Origin of the sequence: Pseudorhodoferax aquiterrae (assembly GCF_014652235.1) — a bacterium.
In the GTDB taxonomy this organism is placed as follows: Bacteria; Pseudomonadota; Gammaproteobacteria; order Burkholderiales; family Burkholderiaceae_C; genus Pseudorhodoferax; species Pseudorhodoferax aquiterrae.
This window is the reverse complement of the sequence record NZ_BMYK01000003.1, coordinates 474,135-490,861: the sequence shown is the minus strand read 5'-3', so window position 1 is coordinate 490,861 and position 16,727 is coordinate 474,135. Positions and strand designations below refer to the sequence as shown.

At 71.6% G+C, this 16,727-nt stretch carries 17 protein-coding genes; 14 read left to right on the top strand and 3 right to left on the bottom strand.

Annotated features, from left to right (window positions below):
- The first annotated feature begins 5 nt into the window (after positions 1-5).
- Positions 6-1,418 carry an efflux transporter outer membrane subunit gene (locus IE209_RS07640; protein ID WP_189686353.1) on the top strand — a complete coding sequence of 471 codons (1,413 nt, stop codon included), beginning with the start codon at positions 6-8 and terminating at the stop codon, positions 1,416-1,418.
- A 232-nt stretch (positions 1,419-1,650) separates the two neighbouring features.
- Here the strand turns inward: IE209_RS07640 and IE209_RS07635 are convergent, their stop codons facing one another.
- On the bottom strand, positions 1,651-2,139 hold the full coding sequence (locus IE209_RS07635; RefSeq protein WP_189686352.1) for a hypothetical protein: 489 nt from the start codon (positions 2,137-2,139) through the stop codon (positions 1,651-1,653).
- A gap of 119 nt (positions 2,140-2,258) precedes the next feature.
- Here IE209_RS07635 and IE209_RS07630 point away from each other — a divergent pair, with 119 nt between their 5' ends.
- From IE209_RS07630 to IE209_RS07610, 5 genes are read left to right on the top strand one after another with little or no spacing between them, the layout of a single operon-like run.
- Positions 2,259-3,770: an amidohydrolase family protein gene (locus IE209_RS07630; protein WP_189686351.1), complete on the top strand. Its 1,512-nt coding sequence runs from the start codon at positions 2,259-2,261 to the stop codon at positions 3,768-3,770.
- 21 nt (positions 3,771-3,791) lie between these two features.
- Complete coding sequence (locus IE209_RS07625) at positions 3,792-4,883, top strand: ABC transporter substrate-binding protein (protein ID WP_189686350.1); 1,092 nt, start codon at positions 3,792-3,794, stop codon at positions 4,881-4,883.
- A gap of 3 nt (positions 4,884-4,886) precedes the next feature.
- Positions 4,887-5,750 (top strand): ABC transporter permease, encoded by an 864-nt coding sequence (locus tag IE209_RS07620; RefSeq protein WP_189686349.1) that lies wholly within the window; start codon positions 4,887-4,889, stop codon positions 5,748-5,750.
- Complete coding sequence (locus IE209_RS07615) at positions 5,747-6,559, top strand: ABC transporter permease (protein ID WP_189686348.1); 813 nt, start codon at positions 5,747-5,749, stop codon at positions 6,557-6,559. The genes IE209_RS07620 and IE209_RS07615 overlap by 4 nt, the downstream gene beginning before the upstream one ends.
- The gene (locus IE209_RS07610) at positions 6,556-7,392 is read left to right on the top strand and encodes an ABC transporter ATP-binding protein (protein WP_189686347.1); all 837 of its coding nucleotides are present in this window, start codon (positions 6,556-6,558) and stop codon (positions 7,390-7,392) included. The genes IE209_RS07615 and IE209_RS07610 overlap by 4 nt, the downstream gene beginning before the upstream one ends.
- Before the next feature lies 1 nt (position 7,393).
- Here IE209_RS07610 and IE209_RS07605 read toward each other — a convergent pair whose 3' ends face one another.
- Entirely contained in the window at positions 7,394-8,320 is a 927-nt protein-coding gene (locus IE209_RS07605; RefSeq protein ID WP_229882725.1) for a DedA family protein/thiosulfate sulfurtransferase GlpE, read from the bottom strand.
- 165 nt (positions 8,321-8,485) lie between these two features.
- On the opposite strand from IE209_RS07605, the gene yiaA reads away from it, so the two are divergent.
- The 7 genes from yiaA (at position 8,486) to IE209_RS07575 (ending at position 14,744) form a co-directional block, all read left to right on the top strand.
- Positions 8,486-8,929, top strand: a complete 444-nt coding sequence (yiaA, locus tag IE209_RS07600) for an inner membrane protein YiaA (protein WP_189686345.1) — start codon at positions 8,486-8,488, stop codon at positions 8,927-8,929.
- Between the two features lie 178 nt (positions 8,930-9,107).
- Positions 9,108-9,527 carry an organic hydroperoxide resistance protein gene (locus tag IE209_RS07595; RefSeq protein WP_189686344.1) on the top strand — a complete coding sequence of 140 codons (420 nt, stop codon included), beginning with the start codon at positions 9,108-9,110 and terminating at the stop codon, positions 9,525-9,527.
- Positions 9,528-9,537: 10 nt separating this feature from the next.
- Positions 9,538-10,863 (top strand): ATP-binding protein, encoded by a 1,326-nt coding sequence (locus IE209_RS07590; RefSeq protein WP_189686343.1) that lies wholly within the window; start codon positions 9,538-9,540, stop codon positions 10,861-10,863.
- Complete coding sequence (locus IE209_RS07585; protein WP_189686342.1) at positions 10,860-11,609, top strand: response regulator; 750 nt, start codon at positions 10,860-10,862, stop codon at positions 11,607-11,609. The genes IE209_RS07590 and IE209_RS07585 overlap by 4 nt, the downstream gene beginning before the upstream one ends.
- A gap of 8 nt (positions 11,610-11,617) precedes the next feature.
- Entirely contained in the window at positions 11,618-11,749 is a 132-nt protein-coding gene (locus IE209_RS34165; protein WP_268245949.1) for a hypothetical protein, read from the top strand.
- A 223-nt stretch (positions 11,750-11,972) separates the two neighbouring features.
- Positions 11,973-13,004 carry an alpha/beta fold hydrolase gene (locus IE209_RS07580; protein WP_189686341.1) on the top strand — a complete coding sequence of 344 codons (1,032 nt, stop codon included), beginning with the start codon at positions 11,973-11,975 and terminating at the stop codon, positions 13,002-13,004.
- Between the two features lie 24 nt (positions 13,005-13,028).
- Positions 13,029-14,744 (top strand): cytochrome c biogenesis protein DipZ, encoded by a 1,716-nt coding sequence (locus tag IE209_RS07575; RefSeq protein ID WP_189686340.1) that lies wholly within the window; start codon positions 13,029-13,031, stop codon positions 14,742-14,744.
- A 3-nt stretch (positions 14,745-14,747) separates the two neighbouring features.
- On the opposite strand, the gene IE209_RS07570 is transcribed toward IE209_RS07575, so the two are convergent.
- Positions 14,748-15,662, bottom strand: a complete 915-nt coding sequence (locus tag IE209_RS07570; protein WP_189686339.1) for a LysR family transcriptional regulator — start codon at positions 15,660-15,662, stop codon at positions 14,748-14,750.
- A gap of 100 nt (positions 15,663-15,762) precedes the next feature.
- Here IE209_RS07570 and IE209_RS07565 point away from each other — a divergent pair, with 100 nt between their 5' ends.
- Positions 15,763-16,725 carry a tripartite tricarboxylate transporter substrate binding protein gene (locus IE209_RS07565; protein WP_189686338.1) on the top strand — a complete coding sequence of 321 codons (963 nt, stop codon included), beginning with the start codon at positions 15,763-15,765 and terminating at the stop codon, positions 16,723-16,725.
- The last annotated feature ends 2 nt before the right edge of the window (positions 16,726-16,727 follow it).

The window sequence follows — 16,727 nt, the reverse complement described above, 5'->3', positions numbered from 1 at the left end:
GAACCATGCGACTGAACGCCATCGTCACTCCCCTGCTGGCCGCGCTGATCCTGGCCGGCTGCGCCAGCGGGCCCTTGCCCGCCACGCCGCCCGAGCATGCGCTGCCCGCCGTGCCCACCGCCTTCAAGGAGGGCGACGCACGCTTCACCACCGTGGCACCGGCCGAGCAGGCCGAGCGCGGTGCCTGGTGGCTGGGCTTCAACGACCCGGTGCTCAACGACCTGGTGGAACGCGCCGCCGCGCGCAACACCAGCGTGCAGGAGGCCGCCGCGCGGCTGGCCCAGGCGCGTGCGCTGCTGCGCAACGCCGAGGCCGACCGCGCGCCCCAGATCGGCATCGGCGCCGGCGCCCAGCGCGGCGCGGGGGCCGACACGGCCCAGGGCAGCCGGCCGGCCAGCGTGCTGACGGCCAAGGCCAACTTCTCCTACGAGCTCGACCTGTTCGGTCGCCTGGCCCAGGCCCGCGATGCGGCCGGCCTGGATGCCGACGCACGTGCCGCGCTGCTGCAAAGCACGCGCCTCATGGTGCAGGCCGAGACCGCGCAGACCTACCTAAGCCTGCGCGCGCTGGACGACGAGCGCGCATTGGTGCGCCAGACCGTCGCCGCCTACGACGACACGCTGCGCCTGACGCAGCGCCGTTACGACGCCGGCGACGTGGCCGAACTCGACCTCGTGCGCGTGCAGAGCGAGGTGGCGGCCAACGAGGCCGAGGCGCTGGCGCTGGACCGCCGCCGTGCCGAACTCGAGCATGCGCTGGCCGTGCTGATCGGCGAGGCCGCTTCCAGCTTCCAGCTGGCGCCGCAGGATTGGCGCAGTGCGCTGCCGCGCATTCCGGCCGGCGTGCCGTCCGCGGTGCTCGCGCGCCGGCCCGACGTGTCGGCCGCGCAGCTGAGCCTGCAGGCCGCCCAGGCCCGCGTGGGTGTGGCGCGCACGGCCTGGTTCCCCGACATCGCGCTGACGGGTTCGGGCGGCTTCGCCTCCACCGACCTGGGTGACCTGTTCAAGTGGTCGGCACGCTCGTGGGGCATCGGCGCCTTGCTGTCGCTGCCGATCTTCGACGGCGGCCGCCGCGAGGCCAACCTGCAGAACGCGGCCGCGCAGCTGGACGCGGCGGCTGCGGGCTACCGCGCCCAGGTGCTGGGCGCGTTCCGCGACGTGGAGGACCAGCTGGCCGCGCTGCGCCTGCTCGACGAGCAGTCGCAGGCCCAGGGCCGCGCCGTGACGGCGGCGGCACGCGCGTCGGCGCTGTCGGAGACGCGCTACCGCAACGGCCTCGTGAGCCAGATCGAACTGCTGGACGCGCGCCGCAGCGAGCTGCGCAACCGGCGCCAGGCGCTGCAGGTCAAGTCGGCCCAGTACCAGGCCACCGTGGGCCTGGTGCGCGCGCTGGGCGGGGGCTGGGACCGCGGCGCCTGAGTGCCACGCTGGCCGGTGTGGCCAAAGGCCGCACCGGCAACAGGGCTTCAAATGAGAGTTCTTCTCAATTGAGGTACAGTGGTGCCATCGGGAGTGCAGCAGCCAACGGCGACGCTCCCACCGGTTTCATCGTGGGGCGACCCGAGACTTCGGTCTCCAAGGTCGTTTTTGCTAGCCAACTGTTCAGGCCAGCCAAGCATTTTTTCCACGGGTTGGCCGGCGTTCGTGGCGCTCAGCGCTTGTCGCGGAACTGCCGCGGGTCCATGCCGATCTCGGTGCGCCGCACGCGGCCGGCCGGATCGAAGTAGACGTAGAACATCTGGTCCACCATGCCGCCGCGCCAGCGGTAGGTCCAGACCGGGCCATCCCAGCGCCCGACCGCACCCACCGAGCCTGGCGGGCCGAACTCGCGGCCGATGTCCGCCTCGGTCCAGCTGCCGTCCAGCGGGATGCGCGCGAAGTCGTTCTCGTTGAGCACCTGGCGCGCCTGCAGCACGCGGCCGCTGGCGTCGATGTCCACCATCACCACTTCCTGGCCCTGCGGCTGAAAGCTGTACTGCAGCCGCTCGCCCTGGGCCAGCGGCACCACGCGCGTGGGCTGGCCCCAGCGCGCCAGCACCTCGGCCCGCGGCATGCCGGGTTGCAGGCTTTGGACGGTGCCGCAGGCGGCGAGCAGGGCGGCCAGCACCGGGGCGCTCCAGCGCAAAAGGAGTTGTCTCATGGTGACGGGCAGCTTACGGCTTATCCGTTCTGCACGCTTGCACATGCGAAAGCCTTCGTTGTTGTAGGCCGGGACGCCTTCGAAGATGGAAGCACCGATTCCATCCAAGGAGCACCCGCGTGAACACCCGCCTGAACCCCGCCAAGGCTTCGCGTTCGGCCGCCGTCAAGGCGCGGCTGGAAAACCCTGTCATCGACACCGACGTGCACGTGAACGACTACGCGCCGGTGCTGGAGGACTACATCGCCCAGTACGGCGGGCCCAAGCTGGTCGATGCGCTGCGCAAGGCCCTGGGCGGACGCTTCGTCACGCGCGACGGCGCTGGCAAGGACTGGTACCAGCAGAGCCCCGAGGAGCGCGCCCACCACCGCACGCTGCGCGCGCCCTGGTGGGCCCGCGTCACGCGCAACACCTACGACCTGGCCACCTACACCATCCCGGCGCTGCTGTACGAGCGCCTGGCCGAGCAGGGCTCGGACTACTCCGTGCTATTCCCCAACGACGTGCTGTCGCCGGCCGCAGCCGGCAGCGAGTACCGCCAGCCGCTGCACCGCGCGCTGAACCATTTCCACGCCGACCAGTACCGCGCCTACGCCGACCGGCTCACGCCCGTGGCCGGCATCCCGATGCACAACCCCAAGGAAGCCATCGAGGAGCTGGAATTCGCGGTCAACATCCTCAAGCTCAAGGTCATCAACATCCCGGGCGGCGTGCGCCGGCCGATCCCGGCCATCGCCGAGAAGTACCCGGCCAGGGAGCATCCCGAGATCGCCAAACACGTGGGCTACATCGACTTCTATGGCATCGACAGCCCGCACGACTACGACCCGTTCTGGGCCAAGGTGGTCGAACTCGGCGTGCCCGTGACCACGCACTACGGCAGCCAGGGCTGGACCGGCCGGCATTCCACGAGCAACTACATGTTCAACCACATCGGCCACTTCGCCGATGGCTCGCAGGCCTTCGCCAAGGCGCTGTTCTTCGGCGGCGTCACGCGGCGCTTCCCGGGCCTGCGCGTGGGCCTGCTCGAAGGCGGGGCCGACTGGGGCTCGCATGTGTTCACGCACCTCGTGGACCGCTGGGAGAAGCGCAACCGCCATGCCGTGCGCAACTACGACCCGGCCGCCGTCGACGTGGACCTGCTGGCCGCGCTGTTCGACCAGCACGGCGCCGATCTGCTGCAGGGCCGCGCCGTGGACAAGGCCACCCTGGTGCGCGACAGCCTCGGGATCTCGGCGCTGCCGCACAGCCGCGAGCCGAACGCGGACGAGATCGACGACTTCGCGCTGGCCGGCATCGAGAGCGTGGACGACATCCGCGCGCGCTGGGTCGACCCCTTCTTCTTCGGCTCCGAGGCCGACGACCGCACCGTGGCCGCCGCGTTCAACCACCGCGTGCACCCGGGCGGCGTGAAGATCAACGCGATCTGGTCGTCCGACGTGGGGCACTGGGACGTGCCCGAGTTCACCGAGCCGCTGGCCGAGACCTGGGACCTCGTGGAGCAGGGCGTGATCTCGGCGCAGGACTTCCGCGCCTTCACCTTCGGCAACCCGCTGCGCTTCTACACCGAGGCCAATCCGCACTTCTTCGACGGCACCGCCGTGGGCCGCCAGCTCGGCCTGGCCGCCTGAATCCGACGCCAAGGATCCCGCATGTTCTCAACCAAGCAAGTCTTCAAGGGCTGGGCCGCTGCACTGGCGCTGTTCGGCGCATTCACCGCGGCCCAGGCCGCGCCCGAGGTCATCCGCATCGGCGTGGCCACGGCCGGCGGCGGCGACCCCGTCACCTGGGGCGGCTCACCCGGTGGCGTGGCGCGCAACCAGCAATGGCTGGAGGAGGAGTTGAAAGGCTCCGGCACCAAGATCGAATGGCTGTTCTTCAAGGGCGCGGGCCCGGCCGTCAACGAGGCGCTGTCGAACAAGCAGATCGACTTCGCCTACCAGGGCGACCTGCCCTCCCTGGTGGGCCGCGCCAATGGCCTGGACACCAAGCTGCTGCTGGCCAGCGGCACGCGCAACAACCTCTACGTGGTGGTGCCGCCCCAATCGGACATCCAGTCGATCAAGGACCTGAAGGACCGCAAGGTCTCGATCTTCCGCGGCACCAACGGCCACCTGGTCGCGATCAACGTGCTGGCCGCCAACGGCCTCAGCGAACGCGACATCAAGGGCGTGAACCTGGACACCGGCAGCGCCCAGGCCGCACTGGTCTCCAGCGGCGTGGACGCGGCCTTCGGCGGCAGCGAGTGGTTCAAGGTGCGCGACCAGGGCCTGGCCCGCATCGTCTACTCCACCCAGGGCCAGGATCCGGCCTTCACGCGCCAGGCCGCGCTGCTCGTGCACGGCGCGTTCGAGAAGGCCCACCCGGCCGAGGTGCAGCGCGTGGTCGACGTGTTCGTGCGCGCCGCCAAGTGGGCCTCGGACGAGAAGAACCGCACCGAGCTGTTCGCCACCTGGGCCAAGAGCGGCACGCCGGCCGCCTCCTACCAGGCCGAGTTCGAGAACCAGTCGCTGGCCGAGCGCAACACGCCGCTGCTCGACGCCTTCCTGCGCGCGCGCTACAAGGCCGTCGTCGACGACGCGCTCAAGCTCAAGCTGATCCGCCGCAGCGTGACCGTGGACGACTGGTTCGAGCCCAAGTACCTGCAGGCCGCGCTCAAGAAGCAGGGTCTGGAGAACCACTGGACCGCCTACGACGCCAAGGGCAAGCCCATTGCGGGTAGCGCCTCGGTGGCCGCGCGCTGAAGAATGGGCGTCGAGCAGACCTTCGTGCCGCTGCTGACGGGTGGGGCGCTGGCCGCGTCCTCGTTGCCGGCGCCGGCTGGCGCCGCAACGCCGGCGGCCGCGCCGCGCAAGGCGCCGGCCCGCCGCCGCGGCGATGCGCTGTTGCCCTGGCTGCTGCCGGCCGCGCTGCTGGGCCTGTGGTTCCTGGGCGCGGCGCAGGGTTGGATCTCGCCGCAGGTGCTGCCGCCGCCGCAGTTCGTCTGGGAGACGCTGCGCGACCTGGCCTTGAGCGGCGAACTCTGGCTGCACGTGTCGGCCAGCCTGCAGCGCGTGCTGGTCGGCTTCGCGGCGGGCGCACTGCTGGGGCTGGCGCTGGGCTCGGCCATGGGGCTGTCGCGCAGCGCCGAGGCCTACCTCTTGCCCAGCTTCAACGCGCTCGTGCAGATACCGGTGCTGGGCTGGCTGCCCTTCGTGCTGCTGCTGGTGGGCATCGGCGAGCCGCTGAAATACATCCTGATCGCCAAGGCCGCGCTGGTGCCGGTGGCGCTCAACACCTTGCAGGGCTTCCGGCAGACGCCTGCGTCCTTGCGCGAGGTCGGCCGCGTCTATGGCTACACGCCGCGCCAGCAGGTGCTGGAGATCGTGCTGCCGCACGCCGTGCCCACGCTGTTCACCGGTCTGCGCCTGGGCTTCACCAAGGCCTGGCTGTCGCTGGTGGTGGTCGAGCTGGTCGCGTCCAGCGAAGGCCTGGGCTACCTGATCGTCTACGGCCGCCAGCTGTTCCAGCTCGACCAGGTCATGGCGGCCGTGATCGTGGTCGGCGCGATCGGCTATGCCATCGACCGTGTGCTGGACTGGGCCGAGCGCCGGGTGAAGGGAACGGCATGAGCGTCGCGACCGAACGGGCCGAGCTCGCCACGCTCGCGCCGCTCAAGCCGCAAGCGACGGGCCGCTGGCGCGGCTTCGTGCTGCCGGTGGCCGCCATCGTGCTGTGGTCGCTGGCCGCGCGCTTCGAGCTCGTGAACTCGGCCCTGCTGGTGGCACCGGGCAAGGTGCTGGCCACGGCCTGGGAGCAGCTCGAGACCGGGCGGCTCTGGCGCGCGCTGTCGGCCAGCCTGGCGCGCGAGGCCACGGGCTTCCTGATCGGCACGCTGGGCGGTCTGGTGCTGGGCGCCTTGCTCGGCCTATGGCCATTCTTCAACCGCCTCATCGGCCCGAGCTTCAACACCTTCAAGCAGATCTCGCTGTTCGCCTGGATCCCGCTGATCTCGGTCTGGTTCGGCCTGGGCGACGTGGCCAAGGTGGTGTTCCTGTCGCTGGCCGCGCTGGTGCCCGTGGTGGTCAACACCTGCGACGGCATCCGCACCACGCCCAAGGCGCTGCTGGAGGTGGCGCGCGTCTACGGCTTCACGCGCTGGCAGACCGTCACGCAGGTGGTGCTGCCCTCGGCGCTGCCGGCCATCTTCACGGGCGTCTACCTCGCGCTGATCTATTCCTGGCTGGCCACCATCGGCGCGGAATACCTGCTGGTGGCCGGCAAGGGCATAGCCAACACGCTGATCGAGGGCAGCGAGCACTTCCGCATGGACCTCGTGCTGTTCGGCATGGTGGTCATCGGTGGCGTGGGCTGGGCGATGAACGCCTCCGCCCGTTGGTTGGAGCGCCGGCTGGCGCGTTGGTTGGGACGATCCTCATGAATGCTGTGGCCGCTGCCGAGAACGAACTGCGCATCCGGGCCCTGGGCAAGCGCTACGCGAGCACCCAGGCCGCTGGCGGCGAACTGCAGGTGCTGGACAACATCGACCTGCACGTGCCGGCCGGGCGCTTCGTGAGCATCGTGGGCGCCAGCGGCTGCGGCAAGTCCACGCTGCTGCGGCTGGTGCTGGGCCTGGAGGACCAGTACGAGGGCCGCATCACGCTGGGCGGCCAACCCATCGCAGGCACCGGTCCCGAGCGAGGCATCGTGTTCCAGGACCACCGGTTGTTCCCCTGGCTCAACGTGGAGCAGAACATCGCCGTGGGTCTGCGCAACGCGCCGCTCACGCCGGCCGAGAAGCGCGAGCGCGTGGCCGAGCATGTGGCGCTGGTCGGCCTGCAGGGCTTCGAGCAGTCCTTTCCGCACCAGATCTCGGGCGGCATGGCGCAGCGCGTGGCGATTGCGCGCGGCCTCGTGAACCGGCCGCGCGTGCTGCTGCTCGACGAGCCCTTCGGCGCGCTCGATGCGCTGACACGCGCGCGGCTGCAGAACGAACTGCAGCGCATCTGGCAGGCCGAGCGCATCACCATGCTGCTGGTCACGCACGACGTGGAGGAGGCCGTGTTCCTCGCGAACCAGGTGGTCGTGATGCAGCCGCATCCGGGCCGCATCCGCCGCATCGTCGACGTGGACCTGCCGCACCCGCGCCACCGCAGCGATCCGCGCTTCATCGCGCTGCGCGACGACGTGCTGGCCGACTTCCTGGAGCCCGGCGTGCTGGGCGCGGAGCAGCCGCCGGCGCCGGATCCGTCGAGCTGGCGGCTCGCCTGGTGAATCAGGGTGTGGCCAGGGGCCGCCCGGCGGCCAGCCAGGCGTCCACGCCGCCCAGCAGCGGCAGCACGCGTGTGAAGCCGCGGCGCCGCAGGCGCTGGGCGACCAACGCGGCCGACACCTCGTTCGGGCAGGCGCAATAGACCACCAGCAGGGTGTCGCGCGCGAGCGTGTCGATCTCGGCCGGCAGCTGCTTGCCCTGCATCTGCAGCGCGCCCGGGATGCGGCCGTGCGGCAGGCTGCCGGGCACGCGCACGTCGACCAGCACCGCCGGCTCGCCGCGGTCCAGCCGTGCGGCCAGCGCGTCCACGCTGATGCGTTCGCTGGCCAGCTGGCGCTGGAACTGGTGCCGCTGCCACCACTTGGCCGCGACGAAGACCAGCACGGCCGCCAGCAGCAGCGCCAGGCCCCAGCGGCCCAGTTCAGCCAGCGTGGCCAGCGCCTCCTCGATGGCCGGCGCGAACAGCCAGCCCAGCGCCACGCCCAGGCCAATCCACAGCGCGCTGCCGATCGCGTCGAACAGCACGAAGGTGGCGCGCCGGATGCGCAAGGCGCCCGACATGGCCGTGGACACCGAGGCGAAGCCCGGCACGAACTTGGCCACCACCAGCGAGGCGGGCCCGAAGCGCAGGAAGATGGATTCGGTCTGGCGCACGCAGCCGTCCGGCGTCAGCGACAGCTTGCACATGAGCCGCAGCACGCGCCGGCCCAGCCGCTCGCCGGCCCAGTACCAGAGGTTGTCGGCGATCAGCGTGGCCGCCATGGCGGCGGCAAACAGCGGCGCCAGCCCGAGCTCGCCGCGCGCGGCCAGCGCGCCGCCCAGCATCAGCACGGGAAAGGCGGGGATGGGCGCGCCGAGCTGCTCCACGAGCACCATGGCGAAGACGAAGGCGATGCCGTACTGGGCGAGGGTCTGGAGCAGGAAGTCCACGGGAGCAGGGGCGGGGCGGCGAAGGCGTGAGTGTGCCCTGGCCGGGCGTTGCATGCAGCCCTCCGTGGGCCATGGCCCTTCACCACCTGTCGGCCGATGCGCGCTGGCGGGCGCGGTCGCGCATGGCCCACAATCGCGCGGTCCAACCAGAGACCCGGGGGAGCCATGAACAAACAGATCCAGATCCAGCAGCCCACCGCCGCCTTCGTCGGCGCATCCTGGGTGGCCCTGCTGCTCGGCGCAGCGGTCTACCTGCTCGGCCTGTGGAACGCCGGCATGGCGCTCAACGAGAAGGGCTACTACTTCACCCTGCTGATGTACGGCCTGTTCTCCGCGGTCTCGCTGCAGAAGTCGGTGCGCGACCGGCTGGAGGGCATTCCCGTGACCGGGATGTACTTCGCGCTGTGCTGGGTTTCGTTGGTGGTCGCAGTGCTGCTGCTGGCCGTGGGCCTGTGGAACGCGACGCTCGCGTCCAGCGAGAAGGGCTTTTATGCCATGGCCTTCCTGCTGAGCCTGTTCGGCGGCGTTGCGGTGCAGAAGAACGTGCGCGACCTGGCCCAGTTCAAGGACGAGCCTGTGGCCGAGACCGAGCCGCGCGCGGAGGGCTGATTCTGGTCTGACCGGCTCCATTGCCATCGCAGCGCTGGGGTGAGTGCGCCCCATTTTGTATCGTTGTGTACCCGCTGCCCCGGTACCTACATGCGGTCAGAAAACCCCTCGGAGAGAACGCCGCGCAGCAGAACAATCGCGCCGTCATTTCGACAAGACCCTCCGAAGGATGCACACCATGACCACCACCCAAGACAAGGTTCTCTACACCGGCCGCACCCACACCACGGGCGGACTCGGCGGCGCCGCGCGCAGCGACGACGGCCGGCTGGATGTCATGCTCACGCGCTTCGGCACTGTGGGCCCCGGCACCAACCCTGAGCAGCTGTTCGCGGCCGGCTGGTCGGCCTGCTTCATGGGCGCCATGGCCCGCGCGGCCCAGGTCCAGGGCCTGCGCTTGCCCGCCGAGCTGGCCGTCGATGCCGAGGTCGATCTGGTCGAGGGCGCCGATGGCTTCAAGCTGGCGGCACGGCTCAGGGTCCACGTGCCCGGCGTGCCGCAGGACACCGCGCTGGCCATCGTCGAGGCCGCGCACCAGCTGTGCCCGTACTCCAAGGCCACGCGCGGCAACATCGCCGTCGCGCTGTCGGTCGCCTGACGCGTTGCAGATGCGCGCCTTCCTGCGACGGCTCTGGCCCCGCACGCTGCTGGCGCGCGTGACGCTGCTGGTGGTGCTGGGCATGGCGCTGGCCCAGCTGCTGACCTATGCCGCGATCCGCCACGAGCGCGGGCAGACGCTCATGAACCTCATGCTCAGCGGCGTGGAGCGCGACATCGCGAGCTCCGTCGCGATCCTGGACCGGCTGCCCGCCGACGAGCGCGCCGCCTGGTTCCCGCGCCTGGAGCGGCCCAACTACAGCTTCGCGCTGGAAGGTGCGGTCGACACGCCGCCGCCCACGGCGCCCGCGCTGGCCCGCTTCGCCGAGGTCGTGGCGCAGGCGCTGCAGCCGTTCCCGGTGCTGGCCATTGGGCAGATTGGCCAGTCCGATGCCGTGCGCATGCAGCTGCGGCTCAGCGACGGCTCCGCGCTCTACGTGCTGGCGCGCCGCGTGCCCATGCCAGTGGCGGACTGGGTGACCTGGCTGCTCGCCGCGCAGCTGCTGGTGCTGGCGCTGTGCGCCTGGGCCGGCATGCGGCTGGTCACGCGCCCGCTGGCGCGGCTCGCGCAGGCGGCCGACCGGCTCGGGCCCGACCTGCGGCCCTCGCCCGTGGCCGAGGACGGGCCGGCCGAGGTGGCGCAGGCCGCGCGCGCCTTCAACGCGATGCAGCGGCGCATCGCCGGCACCGTGCAGGAGCGCATGCAGATCCTGGCCGCCATCTCGCACGACCTGCAGACTCCCATCACGCGCATGCGCCTGCGCGTGGACCTCGCCGACGAGCTGCCCGATGCCGACAAATTCCGCGCCGACCTGGAGGCCATGCGCACGCTGGTGCAGGAGGGCGTGGGCTATGCGAAGACGCTGCAGGGCATCGAGGAGCCGCTGCGCCGGCTCGACCTGGACGCGCTGCTGCGCAGCCTCGTCCACGACTATGCCGACACCGGCCGCCCGGTCACGCTCACGGGCGAGGCCGGCATCGCCCTCGCCACGCGGCCGCAGGCGCTGCGCCGCATCCTGACCAACCTCGTCGACAACGCGCTCAAGTACGGGGAGCGTGCGGAGCTGGCTGTGCGGCTGGAGCACGACGCCGTGCGCATCGAGGTCTGCGACGCCGGCCCCGGCATCCCCGAGGACCAGCTGGCCGCCGTGCTGCAACCCTTCTACCGCCTGGAGGCTTCGCGCAACCGCGAAACCGGCGGCTCCGGCCTGGGCCTGGCCATCGCACACCAGCTGGCGCTGTCGCTGGGCGGAACCCTGGCGCTGCGCAACCGACCCGAAGGCGGCCTGTGCGCCGGCCTGCGCCTGCCGACCTCCATGACCGAGCACACCCCATGAATGCCACCACGCCTGCCGCCGACCACCTGCTGCTGGTCGACGACGACCGCGAGATCCGCGACCTGGTCAGCGCCTATCTGCACAAGAACGGCCTGCGCGTGACCACCGTGCCCACGGGCCGGCACATGCGCCAGGCGCTGGAGACGGCCGGGCCCTTCGACCTCGTGATCCTGGACCTCATGCTGCCCGGGGAGGACGGGCTCACGTTGTGCCGCGACCTGCGCGCCGGCAAGCACAAGGCGCTGCCCATCATCATGCTCACCGCACGCGGCGACGAGGCCGACCGCGTGCTGGGCCTGGAGATGGGCGCCGACGACTACCTGGCCAAGCCCTTCGCCGCGCGCGAGCTGCTGGCCCGCGTGAAATCGGTGCTGCGGCGCACGCGCATGCTGCCGCCCAACCTGCGCAGCACCGACGAGGCGCGCTTCCTGGCCTTCGGCGACTGGCGGCTGGACACCGTGGAGCGCGTGCTGCTGGACCGCGAGGGCACGGTGGTCTCGCTGAGCGGCGCGGAATACCGGCTCTTGCGCGTGCTGGTGGACCATGCGCAGAAGGTGCTCACGCGCGACCAGATCCTGTCGATCACGCAGGGCCGCGAGGCCGAGCTGTTCGAGCGCTCCATCGACCTCATGGTCAGCCGCCTGCGCAAGTGCCTGGGCGACGACGCGCGCGAGCCGCGCTACATCAAGACCGTGCGCAGCGAGGGCTATGTGTTCGCGGTGCAGGTCCAGGCGCAGGACGCGTAGGGGCCGCCATGCGCAAGCTGCTGTTTTCGCTGTTGTTCCTGTTCGGCGGGCTGGCCTCGGAGCTGAGCCAGCCCGCGGGCCGGCCTTGCGCCGTACCGTCGGCCAACGCCACGCCGCCACCGCGGCGGCGTGGCGGCTGAGCGCCGCCTGTCTTCGACGCATTGCCGCCACCTCCGGGTGGCGGTGTCGTTTCAGGCGCCGCCTGCGGCTTTGTATGGCTGTGTATCCGGCCCGCCGTCGGCGACATGGCCATGCAATCGCAGGGTGTCCATGACACATGCCACATACACCACGGCGGTGTACTGGAGGCCAGCCGGCGCACAGCGCGCCGGCAACGTCCGACCCCTACCGAAAGGCCTTGCCATGCACACCGCTGACACCCTCTCCGCCTCCCGCCGCCGCCAGTTCCTGGGCGGCGCCGCCCTGGCCCTTGCCACCGCGCCCTTCGCCACGCTGCTGGCTACGCCGGCCCGGGCCGCCGCGGCGGCCGGCGCCACGGGCTTCGGGCCGCTCAAGACCGTCGCTGCGGGCGACCTGCGCGTGGCCTATGCCGAAGCCGGCCCGGCCGATGGCCCGGTCGCCATCCTGCTGCACGGCTGGCCCTACGACATCCACGCCTTCGTCGACGTCGCGCCGCGGCTGGCAGCAGCCGGCTACCGCGTGATCGTGCCCTACCTGCGCGGCTACGGCGGCACGCGCTTCCTGTCCGAGGCCACGCCGCGCAACGGCCAGCAGGGCGCGGTGGCGCAGGACGTTGTCGCGCTGATGGACGCGCTGGGCATCCGCCAGGCCGTGCTGGGTGCCTTCGACTGGGGCGCGCGCACGGCCTGCATCGTGGCCGCGGTCTGGCCCGAGCGCGTGGCCGGCCTGGTGTCCGTGAGCGGCTACCTGATCGGCAACCCGCAGGCCAACGCCAGGCCCCAGTCGCCGGCGGCCGAGTTCGCCTGGTGGTACCAGTCCTACTTCGCGACCGACCGCGGCCGCGACGGCTACGCCGCCGACCCGGTGGCCTTCAACCGCTTCATCTGGCAGCAGGCCTCGCCGCGCTGGCGCTTCGACGAGGCCACCTACCAGCGCAGCGCGCAGTCCTTCGACAACCCCGACCACGTGGCCATCGTGGTCCACAACTACCGCTGGCGCATCAGCCTGGTGGCGGGCGAGACTCGCTTCGACGCGCTGGAGCAGCGGCTGGCCCAGGCGCCCCAGATCGCCGTGCCGACGATCACGATGGAGGGTGACGCCAATGGCGCGCCGCATCCCGACCCGGCCGTCTACGCGAAGAAGTTCAGCGGCCGCTACCAGCACCGCCAGCTGGACGGCGGCATCGGCCACAACCTGCCGCAGGAGGCGCCGGCCGCGTTCGCGCAGGCGGTGATCGACGTCACGCGGCTCTGAGCCACCGCATCGCCTGGAGCTGCCATGACCCTCGCCATCCTTGCCTTCGTCGCCGGCATGCTGACCGTGCTGAGCCCCTGCATCCTGCCGGTGCTGCCCTTCGTCTTCGCGCGGCACGACCGGCCCTTCGTGCAGGGCCAGCTGCCCTTGCTGGCCGGCCTGGCGACCAGCTTCGCGCTCGTCGCCTCGCTGGGCGCCGTGGCAGGCGCCTGGGCCGTGCAACTGAACCTCGTGGGCCGCTGGATCGCGCTGGCGGCGCTGGCCCTGTTCGCAGCCTCGCTGCTGTCGTCACGGCTGGCCGCCTGGTGGAGCGCGCCGCTGGTGCGGGCCGGTGCGCGCCTGGCCGCCACGCAGGACAGCCGCAGCTGGCGCGGCGCCCTGCTGCTGGGCCTGGCCACGGGCCTCATCTGGACGCCTTGCGCCGGCCCGGTGCTGGGCCTGGTGCTCTCCACGGCCGCGCTGGCCGGTCCGGGCGTGCACACCAGCTGGCTGCTGCTGTCCTACGGTGCCGGCGCGGCCGTCGCGCTGGGGCTGGGGTTGCGCATGGGGGCCCGGCCGCTGGCGGCGCTGAAGGCGCGGCTGTTGCCCGGTGCGGCCGGCCGCCGTGCCGCAGGGGTCGCCATGCTGGCCGCGGTGGCGGCCGTGGCGACGGGCCTGGACACGGCCGTGCTGGCGCGGTCCACCGCGCCCGGCGCCGCAGGCCTGGAGGCCGGCCTGCTGCAGCGTGTGCTGCCGCAGGCCCATGCCGAGCAGCCCCAGCCCAGCCGACTGCCCGTCGAATCCACACGCGCCAACCTCGAAGGCGGCACGCAGTGGCTGAACGGTGCGCCGCAGTCCATCCCCGCGCTGCGCGGCAAGGTCGTGCTCGTGAACTTCTGGACCTATTCCTGCGTGAACTGCCTGCGCACGCTGCCCTATGTGAAGGCCTGGGCGCAGAAGTACGCCGACCGCGGCCTGGTCGTGGTGGGCGTGCACACGCCCGAGTTCGCGTTCGAGAAGGAGACGGGCCATGTGCAGCGCGCGCTGCGCGACCTGCAGATCGGCTACCCCGTGGTGCAGGACAACGGCTACCGCATCTGGCGCAACTTCGGCAACCAGTACTGGCCCGCGCTGTACTTCATCGACGCGCAGGGGCGCGTGCGCCACCACCAGTTCGGCGAAGGCGGCTACGCGGCCTCCGAGCGCGTGATCGAGGAACTGCTGCGCGAGGCGGGCAGCCCTGCGCCCGACAGCGCCGCGCCCCAGGTGCAGGCCGACACGCGCGGCCTGGGCCTGGCCGCCGATGCCGCGACGCTGCGCAGCCCCGAGACCTACCTGGGCTACGAGAAGGGCAGCGCGCCGCGCGTGGCCGGCGGCATCGTGACCGACCAGCCGGCGCCCTACCAACCGGCCGCGCTGCAGACCAACAGCTGGTCGCTGGCCGGTACCTGGACGCTGCGGCCCGAGTACGTCGAAGGCGCAGAGGCTGGAGGTCGCCTGGCGGTGCGCTTCCAGGCACGCGACGCCAACCTGGTGCTGGGCAGGGCCGACGCGGCGGGGCCGCTGCGCTTTCGCCTGACCCTGGACGGCCAGCCGCCGGGCGCGGACCACGGCGCCGACGTGGATGCCGAGGGCAATGGCGTGGTCGACGCCACGCGCCTGTACCAGCTCGTGCGCCAGGGCGGGGCGGTCAAGGCCCGCACGGTGGAGATCCGCTTCCTCGACGCCGGCGCGCGCGGCTACGCGTTCACCTTCGGCTGAGCCTCACCAACCGCCGTCGCCATCGCGGCGATGGGCCTCGAAGGCCGCCAGCAGGAAGTCCACCAGCGCGCGGGTCTTGGCCGACAGGTGGCTGCGGGTGGGGAACACCGCATGGATGTCGGCCGGCGGCAGCGCCCAGTCCGCCAGCACGGGCCGCAACCGGCCCGAGCGCAGCAGAGGCGCCACCTCCCAGAGCGAGCGCATCAGGATGCCGTGGCCGTCCAGCGCCCAGCCGACCACGCTCTCGCCGTCGTTGGCCGCCAGCGGGCCGCGCACCTTGACCTTCTCGGAGCGCCCGCCCGACTGCAGCTGCCAGGTGCCGAAGGTCTCGTCGTGCTCGCGGATGAACAAACAAGCGTGGCGCGCCAGCTCGCGCGGATGCGCGGGCGTGCCGGCCGCGCGCAGGTAGGCGGCCGAGGCGCAGAGCACGCGCCGGTTGTGCGCGAGCAGCCGCGCCGTCAGGTTGGAGTCGGGCAGTTCGCCGAGCCGGATCTGCAGGTCCAAGCCCTGGCCGACCAGGTCCACCGGCCGGTCGGTCAGCTGCAGCTGCACCTCGACATCGGGGAACTGGCGCGCGAAGCCGGACAGCGCCGGCGCGATGTGCTTGCGGCCGAAGCCCAGCGTGGCGGCCACGCGCAGCAGGCCGGCCGGCTTCTCGCTGCTGCCCGAGACCGCGCGCTCCAGCGCCTCCAGATCGGCCAGCACGCGCTGGCCCTCGACCAGGTACATCTCGCCCTCGGGGGTGAGGCCGATGCGCCGCGTGGTCCGCTGTAGCAGGCGCACGCCGAGCCGGCGCTCGATGGCGGCCAGCCGCTTGCTGACCGCGGCGGGCGTGTGGCCCAGCTCCTGGGCGGCGCTGGTGAAGTTGCCGGCCTTGACCAACTGCGCGAAGAAGGCGAGGTCGGTGATCGCGCTCATTCATAACCTGCGGGTTGAAGATGTTGTGCCGAGACACGAAATTGCTTTCTCGGCGGTCACCAATACGATACCAGCACCCCCCGAACCGCTGGAGACAAACATGGACCGCAGGACGCTTCTCGCCACCTTGGCCGCCATCGCATCGAGCGCCCCCGCCTGGGCGCAAACCTATCCGGAGCGGCCCGTGCGGCTGGTCGTGCCCTATGCGCCAGGCGGCAGCGCCGACATCGTCGCGCGCCTGCTCAACGACGCCTGGGGCCAGGCCCTGGGCAAGCCCGTGATCATCGAGAACCGCGCCGGCGCCGGCGGCAACCTGGGCGTGGACGTGGTGGCCAAGGCCGCGCCCGACGGCTACACCATCGGCCTGCAGACCGTGTCGCTGGCCATCAACCCGGCTCTGACGCCGAAGATGCCCTACGACACGCTCAAGGACCTCGCGCCCTTCGGCATGGTCGCCAGCTCGCAGCATGTGCTGGTCGTCAATGACAAGCTGCCGGCACGTGATCTCAAGGAGTTGATCGCACTGGCCAAGGGCAAGCCGGGCAGTCTCAGCTACGCCTCGGCCGGCAGCGGCAGCACCTTCCACATGGCGGCCGAGCTGTTCAAGGCCGTCGGCGGGCTGGACATCGTGCACGTGCCCTACCGCGGCGGCGGCCCGGCCCTGGTCGACACCATCGGCGGCCAGGTGCAGCTGTCGTTTCCGGTGCTGTCGGCCGCGCAGGGCCATGTGCAGGCCGGCAAGCTGCGCGCGCTCGGCGTGACGGGGCCGCAGCGCTCGGCACTGCTGCCCGGCGTGCCGACCCTGGCCGAGGCCGGGCTGCCGGGCTATGCCTTCGAGACCTGGTTCATGGTGTTCGCGCCGGCCGGCACGCCAGCGCCCATCCTCGACAAGCTCAACGCCCGCCTGAACCAGGTGCTGGCCACCGAGGCCGTCAAGGCGCGCATGGCCAGGGACGGCTTCGACCCGCTGGCCGCCAGCCCGGCCGAGGCCCGCCAGCGCCTGGCCACGGAGCTGCCGCGCTGGGCCCGGCTGATCAAGGAACGCGGCATCACCGCCGAATGAAC